This window comes from Sphingobacteriaceae bacterium GW460-11-11-14-LB5 (genome assembly GCA_002151545.1).
Classification (GTDB): Bacteria; Bacteroidota; Bacteroidia; order Sphingobacteriales; family Sphingobacteriaceae; genus Pedobacter.
Map to the genome: position 1 here is coordinate 3798053 of CP021237.1, position 20180 is coordinate 3818232.

At 38.0% G+C, this 20180-nt stretch carries 17 protein-coding genes; 5 read left to right on the forward strand and 12 right to left on the reverse strand.

Annotation, left to right across the window (positions count from 1 at the left end):
- Positions 1–60: 60 nt before the first annotated feature.
- The 10 genes from CA265_15075 to CA265_15120 form a co-directional block, all read right to left on the reverse strand.
- Positions 61–2604 carry an outer membrane protein assembly factor BamA gene (locus tag CA265_15075; GenBank protein ID ARS40903.1) on the reverse strand — a complete coding sequence of 848 codons (2544 nt, stop codon included), beginning with the start codon at positions 2602–2604 and terminating at the stop codon, positions 61–63.
- 149 nt (positions 2605–2753) lie between these two features.
- The gene (locus tag CA265_15080; GenBank protein ID ARS40904.1) at positions 2754–3494 is read right to left on the reverse strand and encodes an isoprenyl transferase; all 741 of its coding nucleotides are present in this window, start codon (positions 3492–3494) and stop codon (positions 2754–2756) included.
- Positions 3495–3513: 19 nt separating this feature from the next.
- Positions 3514–4311 carry a hypothetical protein gene (locus CA265_15085; GenBank protein ARS40905.1) on the reverse strand — a complete coding sequence of 266 codons (798 nt, stop codon included), beginning with the start codon at positions 4309–4311 and terminating at the stop codon, positions 3514–3516.
- A gap of 2 nt (positions 4312–4313) precedes the next feature.
- On the reverse strand, positions 4314–5195 hold the full coding sequence (locus tag CA265_15090; protein ID ARS40906.1) for an NAD kinase: 882 nt from the start codon (positions 5193–5195) through the stop codon (positions 4314–4316).
- A gap of 9 nt (positions 5196–5204) precedes the next feature.
- A complete protein-coding gene (locus tag CA265_15095; GenBank protein ARS40907.1) occupies positions 5205–5867 on the reverse strand; it encodes a CBS domain-containing protein in 663 nt (220 codons plus the stop codon).
- Positions 5868–6632, reverse strand: a complete 765-nt coding sequence (locus tag CA265_15100) for an alpha/beta hydrolase (protein ARS40908.1) — start codon at positions 6630–6632, stop codon at positions 5868–5870.
- A 182-nt stretch (positions 6633–6814) separates the two neighbouring features.
- Positions 6815–7261 carry a glutamyl-tRNA amidotransferase gene (locus CA265_15105; protein ARS40909.1) on the reverse strand — a complete coding sequence of 149 codons (447 nt, stop codon included), beginning with the start codon at positions 7259–7261 and terminating at the stop codon, positions 6815–6817.
- Positions 7262–7370: 109 nt separating this feature from the next.
- A complete protein-coding gene (locus CA265_15110) occupies positions 7371–8129 on the reverse strand; it encodes an NAD(P)-dependent oxidoreductase (GenBank protein ID ARS40910.1) in 759 nt (252 codons plus the stop codon).
- 90 nt (positions 8130–8219) lie between these two features.
- Positions 8220–9017, reverse strand: a complete 798-nt coding sequence (locus CA265_15115) for a porin (GenBank protein ID ARS40911.1) — start codon at positions 9015–9017, stop codon at positions 8220–8222.
- The gene (locus tag CA265_15120; GenBank protein ARS43009.1) at positions 9014–9748 is read right to left on the reverse strand and encodes a bifunctional demethylmenaquinone methyltransferase/2-methoxy-6-polyprenyl-1,4-benzoquinol methylase; all 735 of its coding nucleotides are present in this window, start codon (positions 9746–9748) and stop codon (positions 9014–9016) included. The genes CA265_15115 and CA265_15120 overlap by 4 nt, the downstream gene beginning before the upstream one ends.
- A gap of 164 nt (positions 9749–9912) precedes the next feature.
- Between CA265_15120 and CA265_15125 the strand changes: the two genes are divergently transcribed.
- The 3 genes from CA265_15125 (at position 9913) to CA265_15135 (ending at position 13243) form a co-directional block, all read left to right on the forward strand.
- On the forward strand, positions 9913–10536 hold the full coding sequence (locus tag CA265_15125) for a YihA family ribosome biogenesis GTP-binding protein (GenBank protein ARS40912.1): 624 nt from the start codon (positions 9913–9915) through the stop codon (positions 10534–10536).
- A 72-nt stretch (positions 10537–10608) separates the two neighbouring features.
- Positions 10609–11466, forward strand: a complete 858-nt coding sequence (locus CA265_15130; GenBank protein ARS40913.1) for a 4-hydroxybenzoate octaprenyltransferase — start codon at positions 10609–10611, stop codon at positions 11464–11466.
- A gap of 70 nt (positions 11467–11536) precedes the next feature.
- Entirely contained in the window at positions 11537–13243 is a 1707-nt protein-coding gene (locus CA265_15135) for an oligoendopeptidase F (protein ARS40914.1), read from the forward strand.
- A 409-nt stretch (positions 13244–13652) separates the two neighbouring features.
- Here CA265_15135 and CA265_15140 read toward each other — a convergent pair whose 3' ends face one another.
- Positions 13653–14870, reverse strand: a complete 1218-nt coding sequence (locus CA265_15140; GenBank protein ID ARS40915.1) for an MFS transporter — start codon at positions 14868–14870, stop codon at positions 13653–13655.
- A gap of 289 nt (positions 14871–15159) precedes the next feature.
- On the opposite strand from CA265_15140, the gene CA265_15145 reads away from it, so the two are divergent.
- Together CA265_15145 and CA265_15150 are read left to right on the forward strand one after the other, a co-directional pair.
- On the forward strand, positions 15160–17109 hold the full coding sequence (locus CA265_15145; protein ID ARS40916.1) for an amino acid permease: 1950 nt from the start codon (positions 15160–15162) through the stop codon (positions 17107–17109).
- 134 nt (positions 17110–17243) lie between these two features.
- Entirely contained in the window at positions 17244–17759 is a 516-nt protein-coding gene (locus tag CA265_15150; protein ARS43010.1) for a hypothetical protein, read from the forward strand.
- 312 nt (positions 17760–18071) lie between these two features.
- On the opposite strand, the gene CA265_15155 is transcribed toward CA265_15150, so the two are convergent.
- Positions 18072–20030 carry a potassium transporter Kup gene (locus CA265_15155; GenBank protein ARS40917.1) on the reverse strand — a complete coding sequence of 653 codons (1959 nt, stop codon included), beginning with the start codon at positions 20028–20030 and terminating at the stop codon, positions 18072–18074.
- Positions 20031–20180: the final 150 nt, after the last annotated feature.

The window sequence follows — 20180 nt, forward strand, 5'->3', positions numbered from 1 at the left end:
CTTTAAACTCCTATTGCAATGATTTATTGCATAATTAGTTAAATTTTTGTTCTTTATCAATTAAAATCCACCTAATTGTTGTGCGATACTAAAATGGAACTGACCTTTGTTCGCATCTGGTAATCCAGGGATAGCATCAAATCCGTATCCATAATCAATACCTAACAAACCAAATATAGGTAAGAATATTCTGGCACCCACACCCACTGATCTTCTAATATTGAAAGGGTTAAAATCACTAAACCTGTTCCAGGTGTTACCACCTTCAGCAAAGGCCAGAACGAAGGCTGTAGCTTGCTGACTTGCAATAACCGGGTAACGTGCCTCTAATACATATTTAGTGTAAATCGGGCTACCAGATTGTTGCGCCACATTTGGATCAGAACCTACCGGAATTACTGTATTATTAGAATAACCACGCATCGCAATTAACTCAGATCCTTGTAAGAAATCGAATCCCTGCATACCATCACCACCTAGTTTGAAACGCTCGAATGCTGATTGGCCAACTGCTTTATTGTATTGACCCAAGAAACCAAACTGTGCTTGCGCTTTAATTACCAGGTTACCTACCACACGCTGATACCATTGTGAATCGAATTTCCATTTATGATATTCTGTAAAACGGTATTTTTCTTTATCAGATGCAGTTGCATAATTCACCTTGTTAAATAGTGAATATGGTGGCGTTGCCTGAATAGTGAAACGTAAGAACGATCCTGATTTAGGGAAGATTGGCGAATCTCTTGAATCGCGGCTAATCTCTTGTGATAAGTTTAAGTTATAAGAAGTACCCGTGCTAAATAAATATCCTGAATAGTTATTTAAGATATATTGTTGCAGGTTAACGGCATGGCTTAACTGGAAATAGTTATCTGGCCAGTTTAATCTTCTACCTAAACTAACGGTTACACCATTTAAACGTATTTTTTGAAACTGAACATCTCCACTACTTAATCCATTAGATTGTAATGAAGTAAACGCACTTACACCAAAACTTACTGGTTTCTCGCCACCAAACCAAGGTTGCGAGAATGAGAAACTATATGATTGATAGAATTTACCATTTGTTTGCCCACGTAAGCTTAGTTTTTGTCCATCACCTTTTGGTAAAGGTTTGTAAGCTTTTAAATTAAATAAGTTACGTAACGAGAAGTTATTAAAGGTTAAACCTAATGTACCAATGATACGGCCACCACCAAAACCACCTGATAACTCAATCTGATCTGAAGGTTTCTCTTCTACGGCATATTCAATATCTACTGTACCATCTGCCGGGTTAGGGCGAGGCGTAGGAACCGTTTTAGACTCGTCGAAGTTACCCAACTGACCAATTTCGCGAATGGTACGGATTAAATCACTTTTGTTAAATTTCTGTCCTGGTTTAGTACGGATCTCACGTAAAACAACCTTATCGTTTGTGATGGTGTTACCTTTTAAAGTAATGCGGTTGTTGGTATACTGCGGACCTTCGTACATGCGTAATTCCACATCAACCGTATCGCCATAAATTTTGGTCTGTACCGGATCGATATTAAAAGTTAAATAGCCATTATCGGTATACATACTGTTAATGTCGCCACCGTTTTCGCCACCACCGTTTAATTTTTTATTTAATTTTTCTTCGCTAAAAACATCACCTTTTTCGATGGTTAATACTTTTTGCAAAATACTATCCGGATAAATGGCATTACCTGCCCAGGTAATATTACCAAAATAATACTTTTTACCTTCGTAAAGGTCCATTCTGATGTTCACCTTTTTCTTGTTGTACTGGTAAATGGTATCCTTTAATAATTCCGCATCACGATAACCTTTCTCGTGCATTTTGGCTATCATTTTTACCTTGTTCTCTTCGTATTTCTCTTTTGCGAATTTTCCAGAGCCCCAAAAGCGCCACCAGGCAAATTGTTTAGGGTTTTTAAGGTATTTTCTAAGTTTTGCCGATTTAAAATCTTTGTTTCCGGTAAAATCGATATGCTGTACTTTAACACGGTGACCTTTATCAATATTGGCTTCTAATACCACACTGTTTTCTGCATTCGGATCTTTACGTGTTTTGTAATCGATCTGGGTAAAGAAAAAGCCCTTATCCAATAAGTATTTTTTAACAATAGCTGAGGTCGTGTTGTACAGGTTATCGTTTACGATTTTACCTGTTTTATCATTTAGCTTTTCCTGAATGGCCGTTTTTTCAGATTTACGAATACCTTTTAAATCGATAGAACTTAAACGCGGGCGTTCAACTACTTCAATTTCAAAATAAACAGAATCCTGAACAAATTTTTCGATGTTAAGTTTAACATCATCAAACAAGCCCTGTGCCCACAATGTTTTAATGGCATCAGAAGTTGCCTCGCCGGGAAGAACGATTTTATCGCCTTTGGTTAATTTAGATAAAGTAATTAATACTTCTTTATCTAAATATTGGGTTCCGGTTACCGTGGTACCACCAATGATATATTCTTTTGGACTAAAATAATCGAGATCTAAGCCACCAACCTTTAAAGAGGGGGTTACCGGTGCCTGACCTTGTGGACGTACTTGAGCGAAGGCCGGAGCGGCTAAAACTAGTAGGATTAAAACTTGAAATATTCTTTTCATTAAAATTATTTGTTCAGTAATGGCCAAAAGGTAACGATATTTTATAAAGCAAAATGTCTTTATGTTGTTCCCTTATTATGGTTTCATTTATCGTATAAAAGTGGTGCTAAGTTAGTTTAAACGCTTGTTAAAAAGTGTTAAAAGAAAAATTAGTTTAATTGCTCGCTAATTTTGCCAAAACGGCGTTCGCGTTTTTGATAGTCTACAATAGCCTCGAAAAGATCTTCACGTCTGAAATCCGGCCATAAAACATCCGTAAAATAAAACTCGGTATAAGCCATTTGCCAAAGCAGATAATTGCTGATCCGGTGTTCGCCACTGGTCCTGATCATGAGTTCAGGATCGGGTATATTTACTGTTGTTAGTTTTGATGAAAACAGGTCTTCGTTAATATCATCCAACGAAATGGTATTGTCTTTTACAGCTGATGCAATTTTTTTGGCGGCCTCTAAAATCTCCCACTTGGCACTATAACTTAAGGCCAGTGTTAACGTACATTTTTCGTTATGGGCCGTTTTCTCCATGGCTTCTTTTAAATCATCAATACACTCCTGGGGTAAAGATGAAATATTGCCAATGGCATTTAGCTTAATATTGTTTTTATTAAGTGTTTCGGTTTCTTTGTTGATGGTCGAAATCAGAATCTGCATCAAAGCATCTACTTCTTCTTTGGGTCTGTTCCAGTTTTCAGTAGAAAAAGCATATAAAGTGAGGTACTCAATACCCACCTCAACACAACCTTCTACAATGTCTTTTACAGAAAGTACACCTTGTTCATGTCCGAAAACCCGCACTTTACCCTGGCCTTTTGCCCATCTTCCATTACCATCCATGATTACGGCAATGTGCTTTGGCAGGCGGCTATTGTCTATTTGTTCTTTAAATCCCATTAATTATGTCAAAATCAGCTTAAAAGGAATAGCATTTTGAGGATACAAAGGTAAAAGATATGCCAACACTAACAAATAGATAAGTGTCCCTTTTTCGAAAATCGCCTCTTTGGGTACCAGGCTGTCCGATTTGGTTGCGCGAAGGATCAGATAAATTAACCTGATTCTGGCCATTTCCAACAATCACCTGGCTAACCGGATAGCGGCCGCTCACATCATCAATATAATCTGTAGAAGGTGTTCTATAGCCCAATTCGGTAAAAACGCTCCAGGTATCTTTGTAATTATACCTAAGCCCCAAGCCGTACGGAATAGTTAAAACCGCATTTTTATATCCATTTTCCTGGCCTTCGGTGGCTAATCGGTCTAACCGGTATTTTTCATCGTCAACTTTTACGGTAGGTTTAAAAATAACCAAACCAGCCCCAACAAAAAGATATGGGGTAAACTGCCTGTTTCCTCCACCAAGATTAAAATTGAAAAAATTAAAATCGACCAGGCCGCTAAATTCGTTTAACGATGTTTTAAAACGCAGGTTTCTTTCGCGAAATTGTTCATTACTGGAGTTGGCATCATCTGCCTTGATCTGTCCGTAGGTATAATTTAAGCGAACGCCTACATATTGGTTAAAGTTACGCTTTACATAAGCGCCGCCCGAAAAACTGCTGATTTGTAAAGGATTGTTCTGATTGAGGTCGCCCATGTAACCTGCTCCCCCACCCATTAGCCCAACTTCCCATGTACCTTCCTGCGCACGAACAATTTGCCCGCTAAAGATAAATAAGAGGAGAATTAACAGAGGTTTGGCTGGCGTCATACTTAGTAGTTACGGGTATCAATGCCCCATAATAATTTATTCCTTAACGTGTTTAAGTAAGTTTCATTGTTAAGGCGGATAAGATTTACGCAAAAATCTGCCTTTTTTATGCTAATTTTTACTGATCGTTCTACAGTTACGGTTCGGCTATCGCACGAAACCAAAAATTTAGATTCCCTGGCTTCTACCTCAAAAGAGAGTTTATTGTCATCGGGCAAAATCACTGGTCGCACGTTTAGGTTATGAGGTGCAATAGGGGTAATTACAAAATTCTCAGAATCGGGATAAATAATCGGGCCACCGCAGCTTAATGAGTATGCCGTAGAACCCGTTGGGGTAGCAATAATTAATCCGTCGGCCCAATAAGAGTTGATAAATTCATCGTTCATTGACGCATGGATAATCATCATTGCCGAATTATCGCGACGGTGAATGGTAATATCGTTTAGTGCAAAATTTTCTTCGCCAAATAAACCATTATCAGATTCTAAAGTTAAAAGTGAACGCGAATCTAAGGTATATTCTTTATTGATCAGGGCTTTAAGTGCCGATGCGATTTCGTTTTTATTGATACTGGCCAGGAAACCGAGGCGACCAAAATTGATCCCGATTACCGGTATGCCCGAATTGCGGATTAATGATAAGGTATCGAGTAAGGTTCCGTCTCCGCCTAAACTCAGCAATACATCGGCAAGCTCCTTTAATTCGGTATGATTATGAAAAATAACGGTATTTGCCGGTAATTTAATTTTACCATGAAGCGATGTTTTAAATTTAGAATATAAAACCGGCTGAATATGATGTTCGGCTAAATGATTAAAAACCTCTTGTACATAGGGCAAGACCGTATCATTAAAATCTCTGCCGTAAATTGCAATCCTCATAAAGCAGGTTTATACATTTAAATAGTTCATGAAAGAATCGTAACGCTCCTGCGATCCATCATCAATCTGGGTGTTATTGTATACCTCTTTAACCAGATAATCATATCTTTCGAAAGAGGCTACCAATGAAGTAATTTCTGTTTTGTTTACTTTGAGCGTTACTTCTAAACGTGTAGAATCTTCGAAAGAATTTACATAAGAAGAGAGTACCTGTGCATTATCGGCTTCAACAATTTGTGCAATATGTGCGAGCGAATTATCGCGGTTACTAATCTCTAACACGATGATTCCGCCAGGTTCATTTACGGCATATTGTTCGGCCACAGCATTAACCATGTTATTGATCGAAATTAAACCCACATAATTTTTCTGTTGATCTAAAACAGGAACAGCTGTCAGTTTTAGCTGACTCAATAACCTGATTACATCATAAGTATGTACATTGCTCAACACGAAAACATTTAGCATGTTTACCGCGCTATCGCTTAAAAGGGTATCGTGATTATCAATACTTAGCAAATCATCTTCAGAAACCAAACCCAATAAGGTGACCTCGTTAACAACCGGCAAATGCTTTAGTTTAAAATCGTTCATACGATCTAAAGCTTTTTGCACCGTGTCAGCGGTCCTTAACGATGGGATTGCATCTGATATGATTTCTGCTGCAAACATTTATTTTAACAATATTCTATCTAAAAATTTCTCTAAAAATGCATTAAATATTTGTGGATGCTCCATCATCGGCGCATGTCCACATTTATCAACCCAGTTTAATTCCGAATTCGGCAACAACTCATGAAATTCCTCTGCCACTTCTGGTGGTGTAACCTTATCGTTTTTACCCCATATCAAAGAAACTGGTATGGTTATTTTTGATAACTCTTTAGCCATGTTGTGGCGGATGGCCGATTTTGCCATGGTTAAAATCCTGATCACCCTCGATCTGTCGTTCACGGTTTTAAAAACATCATCAACGAGTTCTTTGGTTGCCGTTGCCGGATCGTAAAAAGTAAATTCTACTTTTTCTTTAATGTAATCGTAACTCTCTCTGCGTGGGAAAGATCCTCCAAAAGCATTTTCATATAAACCAGAGCTACCGGTAAGTACCAGGGCTTTAACAAACTCCTGATGGGCAACTGTAAATACTAAACCTACATGGCCACCAAGCGAGTTGCCTACAAGCACCACCTGGTTTAAATTTTTATATTTTAAAAAGCGATGAAGATATCTCGACAATGCTTTTACGCCCAATGTTAAAATAGGCAAATCGTAAATGGGTAAAATTGGAATAATTACACGATAGCGATCTTTAAACTGTTCGATAACCAGTTCCCAATTGCTTAGTTCGCCCATTAGGCCATGTAGCAATACCAGTGTCTCGCCTGTTCCAGCTTCGATGTATTTAAATCCGTCTTCTTCTATTATCGGGTAAGTCATATATATTCTAGATGGTATTGTGCTACTAAGTTAATAGAGTAAAATTAAATTTATGCATTTATATGCCATTTTTCTGAAATAAAATCGAAAACGGTATAAAAACGTCATTTGCATTGCGTAGAGCGATAAGCGGCCTGCGATTATTAAGCTTCTGCCTTACGCCTATATGCCCTCTACCTCAATTAAGCCAGTTTTTCTTTAACAATCTCCGCAATTAATTTACCATCAGCTTTACCTGCAAGTTCTTTATTTGCCATGCCCATTACCTTCCCCATATCCTTAACCGATGTAGCACCGGATTGTTTGATTACAGCTTCGATAATTGCAGCAACTTCTGCCCTATCTAACTGTTTTGGCAAAAATTGGTTAATCACTTCAATTTCTTCTTCTTCCACCTGATACAAATCTTCGCGATTTTGTTGCTTGTAAATATCAGCAGATTCGCGGCGTTGTTTAATCAGTTTCTGAAGGATTTTAAGTTCAGTTTCTTCAGTAATTTCTTCTGAAGATCCTTTTTCTGTTTTAGCTAAAAGTAAAGCAGCTTTTATGGCTCTTAAACCTCTTAACTGTGCATTGTTTTTAGCCAACATGGCTTTTTTTATTTCCTGATCTATTGTGTTTGAAATCATTTTTTTATTGCTTAATCGGTTAATTGTTATCAGGTTAATCGGTTAACTGTTTTAATCGGTTAATGGCAGGATTGCTGAATGGTTAACTGCAAATTGCCAACCGAAAACTTTATACTCTATTTATAATCGTTGCGGTAGCCTGTGCAGTTGGCATAATCAACATATCGTTAATGTTAACATGTTTAGGCCTGCTTACTACATACCAAATGGCATCGGCAATATCATCGGCAATTAGGGGCTCCAGGTTTTCGTATACCTTTTTCGCCCGGTCTTCATCTCCTTTAAATCGCACCACCGAAAATTCGGTTTCTACCATACCCGGATTAATTTCGGTCACTTTTATGCCGTGGGGCAGTAAATCGATACGCATACCTTTGCTCAAAGCATCAACAGCATGTTTACTCGCACAATATACGTTTCCATTTGGATAAACTTCTTTTCCGGCAATAGAACCAATGTTAATAATATGACCAGATTGGTTTGGTATCATCCAGTTGGAAACAATTTTAGTTACATAAAGCAAACCTTTCACATTGGTATCAATCATGGTATCCCAATCGTTTGTATCGCCTTTATCAATTGGATCTAAACCCTGGCTCAGGCCTGCATTGTTAATCAAAACATCAACTTTTTTCCACTCGGCAGGTAAAACTTCCAGAGCAGCGGCAAGACTTTCTTTATCGCGAACATCGGCAAAAACCTGTTTAATGGTAATGGCGTATTTATCTTCTAAGTGATGGGCAATTTTAGCCAACCGATCTTCTCTGCGGGCCAATAATATGAGATTGTAACCTTGCTGGGCAAATGTTTGTGCACAAGCTTCGCCAATACCAGAAGTTGCGCCTGTAATTAATGCGATTTTAGACATTTTTATGAATTTTAAGTCTCGGTATATCCTTTAAGATAACATCTTTGATTTACCTACTCCAACAAAGGTAAGTTTTTTTGGATTGCAGGACTATTGAAAAATCAAACTGAATGTTAATTGACGTAATTTCAACTTATCTATCGGATTAGCGTAAACCGTATTATCGTGCTGAAGCAAATCGCTGGTTGAATACGACAGTTTTATTTCGGGCGACATTTTGAAATACTCGAAATAAATATCGAAACCAATACCTGTTTCGTACGACAGGTAATTTCTTTTATTTTTTAAAAACTTATTTACGGGTGTTTCTCCTTCATCGAAGGTTTTCTTTTTCGAAGCTATATCTATCGAATATTTAGCACCGCCTAACCAATAGGCCCTAAAATTGTTCATCCGGTTCGACTTTACTTTTAAACCTAAGGGAAATTCGAACATCGTGGCCTGCACTTTTCGTTCTACTACGGTTTGAAAGTTTTTCGTCTGGCCGTTCCCTACATTAATCGGCGCCATGGGTTCGTACTCGTAAGTGACTACCCTGTCACTAAAAATAAGAGAGGGCGTTGCCCTGATATCAAAGTTATCAGCAATCATTCTATTCATCACAAAACCCAGCCCAAAACCTTGAGACGGTGGACTAGAAATGGCATTTAAGGTTGACGTAACCGGAATACCCGAATTTGGATCGTAAGAAGGATCAAGCGAATTTGGCACCTCATAAAAAGGCGATCGCCAGTTTTGCTTTTTAAGGATTTTGTATTCGGCCGAGATATACTGGAAATTAAAACCAAAACTCCAATCTTCATCGTCTATTCCACCACCCCAATTTTGAGCAAAGGCGGTTGTAGAAACCATAAAAAGTGAAAGAATGAGGCTTAATTTTCTGATCATTTGGTTCCTACATATATCGAACTTATTCCAAACGTTAAAATTCTTTGTTTGGTACTTTTAAAGCCAACTTTTTCCATCAGGTTGGTAAAATCTTCTCCATCTGGAAAAGCAGCTACCGACTCTGGCAAATAGGTATAAGCCCTGTGGTCTTTAGAAAACAGTTTCCCAAAGAAAGGTGTTACCTGTTTAAAATAAAAACTATACAATTGTTTTACCGGAAAAACCTTCGGTTTCGAAAATTCCAGGATCACCATTTTTCCATTGGGTTTTAATACGCGGTACATATCCGTTAATCCTTTTTCGAGATTTTCGAAGTTACGCACACCATAGGCGCAGGTAATGGCATCAAAAGTATCATTTTCGAAGTGTAGGCCTTCAGAATCGCCTACCTGAACGGTAAAAACTTCGTTTAAACTACGTTCGTTAATTTTCTTTTTGGCTACTTCTAACATGCCTTCAGAAATATCAACACCAATTACCTTTTCGGGATGAAGCTTTTTAATGGCTTCGAAAGCAAAATCGCCAGTTCCTGTTGCTACATCAAGCAAGGTTCGCGGGTGGATGGAAACCAGTTCTTTAATCGCTTTCTTGCGCCATAATACATCAATGCCTAAAGAAAGAAAATGGTTTAAAAAATCGTAAGTGCCGGAAATGTTGTTAAACATGGTTGCAACCTGCTCTTTTTTAGTTGCATCTTCTACTTGGTATGGGGTGATATTCTGATTCATGATATGGAGCAAAGATAGAGAAAAGTCGGGAGTCTTTAGGCCGGAGTCCGAAGTCTTTGATGCAAAGTATTCACCATAGTGTCAAAAATCAGATTTAAAAAAAATTATCAAATTGTACTTCAGCCTTCCGACTTCGGACTTCGGACTCAAAACCCTACCTTTGCACTATGATTATCAAAACGGCAACATTTGTTTGCAGCAACACCCAGATTTCGGCACTACCGGTACCAACTATGCCCGAATATGCATTTATTGGCCGCTCTAACGTGGGTAAATCTTCATTAATCAATATGTTGGTTAATCAACATGGATTAGCTAAAACCTCTCAGCGTCCGGGGAAAACACAATTAATTAACCACTTTCTGATAAACGAGAAATGGTATATTGTCGATTTACCGGGTTATGGTTATGCCAAGGTTTCTAAAACCAGCAGAGAGAAATGGGAGAAATTTATCCGCGCCTATATCACCAAAAGAGAAAGTTTACAATGTGTTTTTGTTTTGATAGACAGCCGTTTGGAGCCGCAGGGAATTGATATTGAATTTTGTTATTGGTTAGGTGAAAAACAGATCCCGTTTTCGTTAATTTTTACCAAAGCTGATAAACAAGGTATGACCACCACCCAGAAAAATGTAGCCGCCTTTAAGAAAAAATTAGGTGAATTTTTCGAGGAGATCCCGGCCACCTTTATCACTTCTGCAGAAAAAGGCAACGGAAAAGATGATGTTTTAAATTTCATCTATGAGGTAAATAAAGATTTTGTTGTTCCGACAGATTATAAGAAGTTTTAACCAATTTTCAGTTCGCAGTACACAATTTTCAGTTTAACAATAAAAAAATCTGTGTAATCATCTTTTAAATAAATGAAAAAATACTTTTCACTCGTATTATTCGCCCACTCTGTTTTTGCGTTACCATTTGCCATGATTGGGTTCTTTTTGGGGGTAACCACAACAGAAAACCCATTTTCCTGGTATAAACTGATTTTGGTTCTGCTTTGTATGGTTTTTGCCAGAAACTCAGCTATGGCTTTTAACCGTTATCTCGATAGAAATATTGACGCCAAAAATCCACGTACTAAAATGCGCGATATCCCTGCAGGTAAAGTTTCGGCAAATGAGGCCTTGATTTTCGTTATTGCCAATTGTGTGCTTTTCGCCATTACCACCTATTTCATTAACCCGCTTTGTTTCTATTTATCGCCAGTTGCTTTATTTGTGGTTTTGTTTTATAGTTATACCAAGCGTTTCACGGCACTTTGTCATTTGGTATTAGGCCTGGGGTTGGCGCTCGCTCCTATTGGCGCATACATTGCCGTAACCGGACATTTTGCATTGGTTCCTGTATTATACTCTTTAACCGTATTGTTCTGGGTAAGTGGCTTCGATATTATTTACGCCCTGCAGGACGAAGCATTTGACCGTGAAGAAAAATTACATTCAATCCCATCGGCACTTGGCATTAAAAATGCTTTGAATGTTTCAGTGCTGTTGCATATACTCTCTGCCACCTGTGTTATTTTACCTGTGTTTTTTACATCCTTCAGCTGGGTTTATTACGTAGGTATTGTGTTTTTCTGTTCGATGTTGATTTATCAGCACTTACTGGTAAAACCAAATGATATCAGCAAAGTAAACAGGGCATTTCAAACCTTAAATGGTTATGCGTCGGTTGTATTTGCGATATGCTTTTTAATAGATGCGTATTTAAGACATAAATAAAAAATGAGTGAAGGCCAAATGCGTGAATGAGTAACATTCTCTCATTCTATCACTCAATAACGATAAAAACATGATTATAACTAAGAAACCCAGAACATATATCCCACAGGAACTAAGCATTACCTGGGAAAATTTAGAACCACTTTTTACCGAACTTCAAAACCGCGAAATAAACAGCACGGCTGACTTAGAACACTGGTTAAAAGACCGTTCGGAGCTTGAAGCGGCCTTAGAAGAAGATTTTGCCTGGAGATATATTAAAATGAGCTGTGATACCGCAAATGAAGAACTGGTTAAAAACTTTCAATATTTCGCGACTGAAATAGAGCCAAAAATTTCTCCCTTAGCCAACGAACTGAACAAAAAATTTGTCGAAAGTCCGTTTATGGATGATTTGGACAAAGAAAAATATTTCGTTTACAGTCGTGCGATTAAAAAAGCATTGGAGCTTTACCGCGACGAAAACATTGAGCTGTTTACCGAATTACAGGTGAAACAACAAAAATACCAAAGTACTACAGGTGCCATGAGCGTTGAGCTAAACGGCCAGGAATATACTTTGGAGCAAGCCTCGATCTTTATCAAAGATTTAAACCGAGAGGTACGCGAAAATGCCTGGAAAACCATCCAGCAACGCCGTTTAATTGATAAAGATGACTTAAACATCCTGTTTGATGAGTTAATTAAACTGCGTAATCAGGTTGCTTTAAATGCAGGTTTTGAGAACTACCGCGATTATATGTTCCAGGCATTGGGCCGTTTTGATTATACCCCACAAGACTGTTACGATTTTGCCAATGCCATCGAGAAAGAGATTGTTCCGATTTTAAAAGAGCAGGCCGAAAAACGCCGTGAAGCTTTAGGGCTGGACGTGTTAAAACCCTGGGATTTAGAAGTGAGCATTAGTGGCAAACCAGCTTTAAAACCTTTTAACAATGGTGAAGAACTGATTGATAAAAGTATTGCCTGTTTTAATGCCATTGATGAAAAATTAGGTTCAAAACTGGCCACCATGAAAGCCAATAAACTTTTTGATGTAGAAAGCAGAAAAGGTAAGGCACCGGGTGGTTACAATTATCCATTGGCCGAAACTGGGGCTCCATTTATCTTCATGAACTCAGCAAATTCGTTGCGCGATTTAACCACAATGGTTCACGAAGGAGGACATGCGATTCATACTTTTTTAACCGCAAATTTAGAGTTAAACGACTTTAAACACTGTCCATCTGAAGTAGCAGAGCTGGCATCGATGAGTATGGAATTGATCTCAATGGATAAGTGGGATGTTTATTTCGACAATGAAGAAGATTTAAACCGTGCTAAAAAAGAACAGTTGGCCGATGTTTTAAAAACATTGCCATGGGTTGCCGTAATTGATCAGTTTCAACACTGGATTTACACCAATCCTAACCATACTGCAGCTGATCGCGAGGAAACTTTTAAGCAGATTTTTAACCGTTTTGGTGCTGGTTTTGCCGATTGGACAGATTTAGAACAACAATTTGGAAATGGCTGGCAAAAACAACTGCATTTATTCGAAGTTCCTTTTTATTATATCGAATATGCAATTGCCCAGTTAGGTGCCATTGCCGTTTGGAAAAACTATAAAGAAAATCCAGAAAAAGCTTTAGAACAATATTTAGCAGCGCTTGCTTTAGGTTATACCAAACCGATGAACGAAATATATGAAACTGCCGGAATCAAATTTGATTTCAGTGCAGAATATGTGAAGGAGCTGGCCAATTTTGTGAAAACAGAACTGGAAAAACTGGGATAAGGAAAGGTAGAAGGATTGAAGGTGGAGGGTTGAAAGTTTTCCCCTCCTAGTAAAATATATCAGAGGTCGTGGTATTTTGCCACGACTTTTTTGTTCTTATCTGGTCTTAGCGTCTCGCTAAGACTCAACTGGCCTTAGTACTTTTTTTGCCGCGGAAACACTGAGGACACGGAAACTAAATAAAATGCACAGTCACCACTTACCTTACCTTTTCGGTAATCAAAACCTATGTTTTATCTGCAGTAACCCAACTGAATAGACCTGATGGAAGTGAAAATCCCTTTTGGGCACTGGATACCTTGTTTTTACCGAAAATCCCCAAAAGGATTGTAACGTACAGCAGGACAGAACCCGCCTATGAAATGCAGATACTGCTCTTCAAAAAACATACATCTCCAATTTCCACTACCTACGCTTCATCCTTTTTCCTAATCCTAAGAATAATAAACATCACCAGTACCGATAACAGGATCATGATCAGGTAACTGTAGCTGAGGTTTCGCTCATCTTTAGCCGGAATCAGATTTACAATGCCATAACTCAAAAAAGAAACAATTACGTAAGTAATTCCACCGGTTAATCCACCTGCAATGCCAGCGTTTTTCGGGAATTTGCTCAAACAAAAAGTAAAGTAGTTGTTGAAGGTAAAGCCTGCCCCTACGTGGATTAAAAAGGCGAAGAAAATTAACGACCAGAGGTTTGAAACAAAATTTAAGCTTATGATCATCAGCACAACAAAAGCAACCTGAAACAACGAGTTAATCATTAATCTTTTAAAAAAGGGCTTGTTAATGGTGGCCTTACCGATAAAGCCGCCAACCATCCAGGCAAAGCCTAAAAACAGCGAACTATAACCTGCAATAACCGGTGAGAAATTTAAATGATGCTCAATAATAAACGGACCGGTCATGTTGTAAACCATCACCATACAGTAGGCTAAACCCAGCATAACGATACCCAATGTAAAACTGGTGGTTTTAATCATTTCAACATAAATCCTTGTAATTTTTTTCAGTTGAAAATCGGTAAAGTGTTTTAAGGTTTCGCCACTGAACAACAGTTCTAACAGGGCAAAAACAAGCGCAAAACCAGCCAGAAAATAGAAATTAGATTCCCAGCCAAATACCGTTTGAAGGTAACCACCTATAAAAGGTGCAACAATTGGTCCGGTTGACCAGATGATGGAAAACAAACTCAGGTAATGTTTTAACTGATCGCCCTCGAAAAGATCGACAAAATATGCTCTTTTTGCCACCACAATTGCACCTACAGTAAGCCCATGGATGATGCGCATTAAATAAATAAGGTAAATGTTATGGGTTGTGGCAATAACGATACTTGCTGCTGCGAAAATCAATAAGGCATACAGGCAGATCTTGTACCTGCCAAAGCTATCGAGCACGCTCCCGATAAAAAGTTGCGAAACGCCATAGCTAATTAAAAAGATACTTAAGGTGAGCTGAACCTGAACACTGCTTACCTGCATTTCGCCAGCCATTGTTGGTAACGAAGGGATGTAAATATCGGTAGCAAAACCCGATAATGGAATTAAGGCAAAGGCCAGTAAAGTTGCCAAACCCTGGTGACGTTCTTTAATGTATTTTATTTGTGCGGTATCTGCAATCATATTGGTACTGTAATGGTATAAATATTCAAATCAAACATCCATTTAAGTGTTCTTATTTATCTGTTTGATTATTGACAGCAAAATTAGGGCTTTCACTTAGCGTAAAATTATGCGAATCAAACAAAGGATTATTCAAGCCAAATAATTACGAATTTTTACTTTAATCTAATAATTGACGCTTTATTCGACGGCATTTGCGCTCCAAAAAGCAGTGTATTGAAAATTATATCCTGCTTTAAACGTTTTTAACCAAACTTTTTATAAGTTTGAAGAAACAAGCAAACAAAAGATGTTCGAAAAGCTATTCAGAAAGAAATCCATTTCCAAGATATTACAAGATGCGGCAAAAGGCTATGGCGACCATGAAAACACATTACATAAAACACTAGGTGTACGCGATTTAACAGCTTTTGGAATTGCAGCGATTATTGGAGCAGGAATTTTTAGTACGATTGGTAAAGCAAGTGCTGATGGTGGCCCGGCAGTAATCTTTTTGTTTATTTTTACAGCAGTAGCCTGTAGTTTTGCGGCCTTTGCTTATGCAGAGTTTGCTTCGATGGTACCTGTTTCTGGTAGCGCTTACACCTATTCTTATGTAGCTTTCGGCGAATTGGTAGCCTGGATTATCGGTTGGTCGCTTATTATGGAATATTCAATCGGTAATATTACAGTAGCCATATCCTGGTCTGATTACTTTACCGGACTACTCTCCACCATCAAAATACCTCCCCTCGGCATCGAGGGCATCCATGTACCCGACTGGATGACAATGGATTACCTCAGTGCTTACAACGGACATAAACACGCGGAAGCCCTTTTGGCTGCTGGCAAAAACCTGGCAGACTTAGATTCGGCTACAGCCCTGGCCAATAATGCATGGCTTACGGCCCCAAAAATTGGCAGTTTTCACCTCGTTGCAGATATTCCTGCCTTAGGCATTATTATTTTAATTACCTGGTTAATTTACCGTGGCATGAAAGAAAGCCGCAATGCCAGCAACGCCATGGTAGTGGTTAAACTTGCGGTAATTCTTTTGGTATTAGCGGTAGGTATATTTTATGTAGACACCAAAAACTGGGATCCATTTGCTCCGAACGGTGTTTCCGGGGTTTTAAAAGGTGTTTCAGCAGTGTTTTTTGCCTATATCGGTTTCGATGCCATTTCTACAACAGCCGAAGAATGTAAAAATCCACAGCGCGATTTACCCCGCGGAATGATGTGGGCCATTATTATCTGTACCATCCTTTATGTGGCTATTGCACTGGTTTTAACCGGTATTGTTAAATCGGATACTTTAGCCGTTGGCGACCCGCTAGCATTCGTTTTTGATCAGATTAACTTAAAATTAATGAGTGGTATTATTGCAGTAAGTGCCGTATTTGCCATGGCCAGTGTACTTTTGGTTTTCCAAATGGGTCAACCCCGTATCTGGATGAGCATGAGCAGAGATGGCTTATTGCCAAAATCTTTTTCGAAAATCCATCCAAAATATAAAACACCCTCATTTGCAACTATTGTGGTTGGATTTGTAGTGGCTGTACCATCATTATTTATGAACCTGACCATCGTTACCGATCTGTGTTCTATCGGAACATTATTCGCTTTTGTACTGGTTTGTGCAGGGGTTTTGGTATTGCAGAACAGACCTGATGTTCAACGTGGAAAATTCAAAATACCTTATGTAAACAGTAAGTTTATTATTCCTGTTGTTTTAATTGCGACCATCATTTTTGCATTCACAAAATATGGGAAAGAAACCAAAGCCTTCTTTTTCAATTCGCCTAAAACAATCCAAACGGTAACTTTTGTTACTTCTTTAAGTGGCGATGAACTGAAAATTGTTAAAGAAGAAATTGTTAAAAATGCGGCTCCTCAAATTATTTTAGCAGAAAAAGTAGATGCAGAATCTTATTTAAGTGCATTACCGGCTGATCGTTACGAACAGTTTATTTCAGCATCAAAAGTACCTGTAGAAAAGAAATACGAAAGTGGCTGGGGTTTATTTAAACACAAAATCCCAATGTGGATTTTCCTGATCATCTGCGTAATCATTACCTACTACTGCATCACCAAAAACCTGTCGTTAATCCCTGTTCTAGGATTAATCAGCTGTTTGTACATGATGTGCGAGCTGGGCATTTCAAACTGGATCGGTTTCGGTATCTGGTTAGTGGTTGGGCTTGTGGTTTATTTTGCCTATGGTTACAGACATAGTAAATTGGCAAAAATTGAAAGTTAATATCTATCGGTCGGTGTCTCACCGACCGAAACAAATTTCATAGCAACTACTATCATTTTTTGTATCTTGTGTTTAAATTATCCCTGCAACTTAGATACTAAATAATGCATATCTTTCATAAAAGACAGGGACAAATGGATTATAACTATCCATATTTCTACACAGATACCATCTGCAATTTTGCACATTTATTAAATGATGATAACTTAAAAATGATCATCATAAATTCACTGAAATTTTTAGTTAATCAAAAACTTATTGAAGTATATGGTTATGTGATTATGCCCAACCACATCCATTTAATCTGGAATATGTTGAAATTAAACGGAAAGGAAGCTCCTGCAGCCAGCTTTACAAAATTTACAGCACACGAGTTCAGAAAGCACCTGTTAGTTAATAATCCTACAATATTGAAACAATACAGTTCTGAAAAGAATGATAGAGTTTTTCAATTCTGGAAAAGAGATCCATTGGCTATCCCTTTGAATAAGGAAAACATTTTGATACAGAAACTAGATTACATACATGATAATCCGATTAAAGAAAAATGGAATTTGTATACATATCCGGACGATTATAAATGGAGTAGCGCAAATTTTTACGAAACAGGGATTGATGAATTCGGGATTCTTACACATTTCAGAGATTAGATGTTTCGGTCGGTGAGACACCGACCGATAGCTTTCGGGTAAACCCCTGAAACAAGTCCAGAATGACGATTGAAGCCTGATGCATCAAGCTGATCTGATAGTTAGTATTCCATTTATAAAACAAAATTCCCTTTCTTTAACAGAAAGAGGAATTATTTATTTCTTCTTTATAAAAGCCAGTGCTGTAATCATCACCAGACCTAATCCAGAGGCAATCATATAATTATTGGCATGATCAAGATGGTATAGCTTAGCTACAGGCCCGGCTATAAATAAACTCATTGCCAATATTAGAATCGCGGTCCTCATTAATTAAACCGGTAATCTATTCAATTCAATATCATCTGGTGTAACGAAAATCAATGGAACTTTCTCTACATCAACATAACTGCTATCCAAACCAAAACTCCGCTCTTCTGATAAACTCAATTTTTTAAGGATAAAGTAGTAATCCATAATCTGTCTCTCGTAGAAACTGAGTTTAGTAAACTTAGATAAATGTTTTTCTAAAAGAACAAACCTGAAATCGCCTGCAATTTTATGCTTGTTTAACGAAGTATACTGACTGGTAATATCGATCTCTCCGTTTTTCACTAACTCTTCAACCACTTTACGGTACAATAAATTCACCCGTTGCTCAATCCTGAAACCTAATCTAAAATCAATTCTGATTAGTTTGCCAGGAATTAGGAATTCAACTTTATAATCTAAGGTATACGGCTCGTCCATTACGTCAACATGCACCAACCAGTATACATCAGCACGTTTTGGTTCCTTTTGTATAATAGAATAGATAATTTTCGATTCGATCTCCGTTTTAAAGTTCGCACTCGTTAAATAAACCAGTTGAGAAGAGTATTTCGGTACCGATTCGTCACCGCTGAGTTCGGTTAAAATCTCATAATAATCTTCAATTTCGACATATTTAACAAAGCGGTTTTTGATTTTACGGGCCACAAACCAACTCCACATTACGGTGAACAATAACGAACCGATTAATACTGTTACCCAACCACCGTGTAAGAATTTGGTTAAATTACTGATCAAAAATGTTCCTTCAATAATTACATAGGTAAAAAAGAATATGGCAACTAAATATTTCGGGAAACGTTTACTTCTCAAATAAAAACTCACCAGAATGGTCGTCATTAACATGGCTATGGTGATCGATAAACCATAGGCCGCATCCATTTTCTCTGCTTTTTGAAACAGCAGTACAATACCACAGCAACCAATCCACAACATCCAGTTAATCGAGGGAACATATAACTGGCCCTTAGAAACTGATGGATAAACGATTTTAATTTTAGGCCAAAGGTTTAAACGTACTGCCTCCGCAATTAAGGTAAAGGAGCCACTTATTAAAGCCTGACTGGCAATTACTGCCGCCATCGTCGCCAGTATAACCATTGGAATTTGAAACTGATCGGGAACGATCTGAAAAAATGGATTCATTTTAGCACCAGGAACATAATTCCCGCTGTTCTGCAAAATCCAGACACCTTGTCCTAAATAGTTTAGAATAAGGGTTAATTTCACAAAAATCCAGCTGGTTCTGATGTTGTTTCTACCGCAGTGACCCAAGTCAGAATATAAAGCCTCTGCCCCTGTTGTACATAAAAATACGCCACCCAGAATTAAAAACGCCAGTTTATTGGTAACCAGTAAATGAATGGCATAGTAAGGATTAAATGCCTTTAGGATAGTGAAATCTTTAATAATAAAAGATACACCTAAAACACCCAAAACCGCAAACCAAACAAACATTACCGGACCAAATAGCTTCCCAACCAGGTTGGTTCCGAACTGCTGGATAATAAATAAGATGGTTAAAATGGTTAACACAATCGGAATAACCGGCACCTCAAACTTACTGGTAAGTCCCTCAATGGCCGATGTTACGGTAATACTGGGGGTGATAATACCATCTGCAAGTAAGGCACAACCACCTACAACGGCCGGAACGACCAGCCATTTAGCCTTTTTGCGCACCAGCGAGAATAAAGAGAAAATACCACCCTCACCTTTATTATCGGCTCTTAGGGTAATAATAACATACTTAATGGTGGTTTGTAAGGTTAATGTCCAGATGATACATGATAAAACGCCCAGAACATTTGTTGGATTGATATCCTGCTTCCCCCCTAAAATAGTTGTAAAAATTGCATTTAAGGTATATAGAGGTGATGTACCAATGTCACCGAACACAATTCCTAAACTAATTAGAACACCGCCGGCGGTTAACGCGTTGACATTTTTATGATTTGACACTTCGTTGATTATTTTAGTGCGGCAAAAGTAAACTAACTATAACAATTTAACAACCAAATTATTGTGTATTTTCAACACTATGAAAATTAAATTTTATTGTTAAATTGTGTTAAATTATGGGTTTTAAACAAAATGTTTAATTTCTTTGTT

Excerpts from the sequence above, each read along its gene's own strand:
- CA265_15075 (ARS40903.1), bottom strand. The coding sequence starts at position 2,604 with ATGAAAAGAATATTTCAAGTTTTAATCCTACTAGTTTTAGCCGCTCCG.
- CA265_15080 (ARS40904.1), bottom strand. The coding sequence starts at position 3,494 with ATGGGATTTAAAGAACAAATAGACAATAGCCGCCTGCCAAAGCACATT.
- CA265_15085 (ARS40905.1), bottom strand. The coding sequence starts at position 4,311 with ATGACGCCAGCCAAACCTCTGTTAATTCTCCTCTTATTTATCTTTAGC.
- CA265_15090 (ARS40906.1), bottom strand. The coding sequence starts at position 5,195 with ATGAGGATTGCAATTTACGGCAGAGATTTTAATGATACGGTCTTGCCC.
- CA265_15095 (ARS40907.1), bottom strand. The coding sequence starts at position 5,867 with ATGTTTGCAGCAGAAATCATATCAGATGCAATCCCATCGTTAAGGACC.
- CA265_15100 (ARS40908.1), bottom strand. The coding sequence starts at position 6,632 with ATGACTTACCCGATAATAGAAGAAGACGGATTTAAATACATCGAAGCT.
- CA265_15105 (ARS40909.1), bottom strand. The coding sequence starts at position 7,261 with ATGATTTCAAACACAATAGATCAGGAAATAAAAAAAGCCATGTTGGCT.
- CA265_15110 (ARS40910.1), bottom strand. The coding sequence starts at position 8,129 with ATGTCTAAAATCGCATTAATTACAGGCGCAACTTCTGGTATTGGCGAA.
- CA265_15115 (ARS40911.1), bottom strand. The coding sequence starts at position 9,017 with ATGATCAGAAAATTAAGCCTCATTCTTTCACTTTTTATGGTTTCTACA.
- CA265_15125 (ARS40912.1), top strand. The coding sequence starts at position 9,913 with ATGATTATCAAAACGGCAACATTTGTTTGCAGCAACACCCAGATTTCG.
- CA265_15130 (ARS40913.1), top strand. The coding sequence starts at position 10,609 with ATGAAAAAATACTTTTCACTCGTATTATTCGCCCACTCTGTTTTTGCG.
- CA265_15135 (ARS40914.1), top strand. The coding sequence starts at position 11,537 with ATGATTATAACTAAGAAACCCAGAACATATATCCCACAGGAACTAAGC.
- CA265_15140 (ARS40915.1), bottom strand. The coding sequence starts at position 14,870 with ATGATTGCAGATACCGCACAAATAAAATACATTAAAGAACGTCACCAG.
- CA265_15145 (ARS40916.1), top strand. The coding sequence starts at position 15,160 with ATGTTCGAAAAGCTATTCAGAAAGAAATCCATTTCCAAGATATTACAA.
- CA265_15150 (ARS43010.1), top strand. The coding sequence starts at position 17,244 with ATGGATTATAACTATCCATATTTCTACACAGATACCATCTGCAATTTT.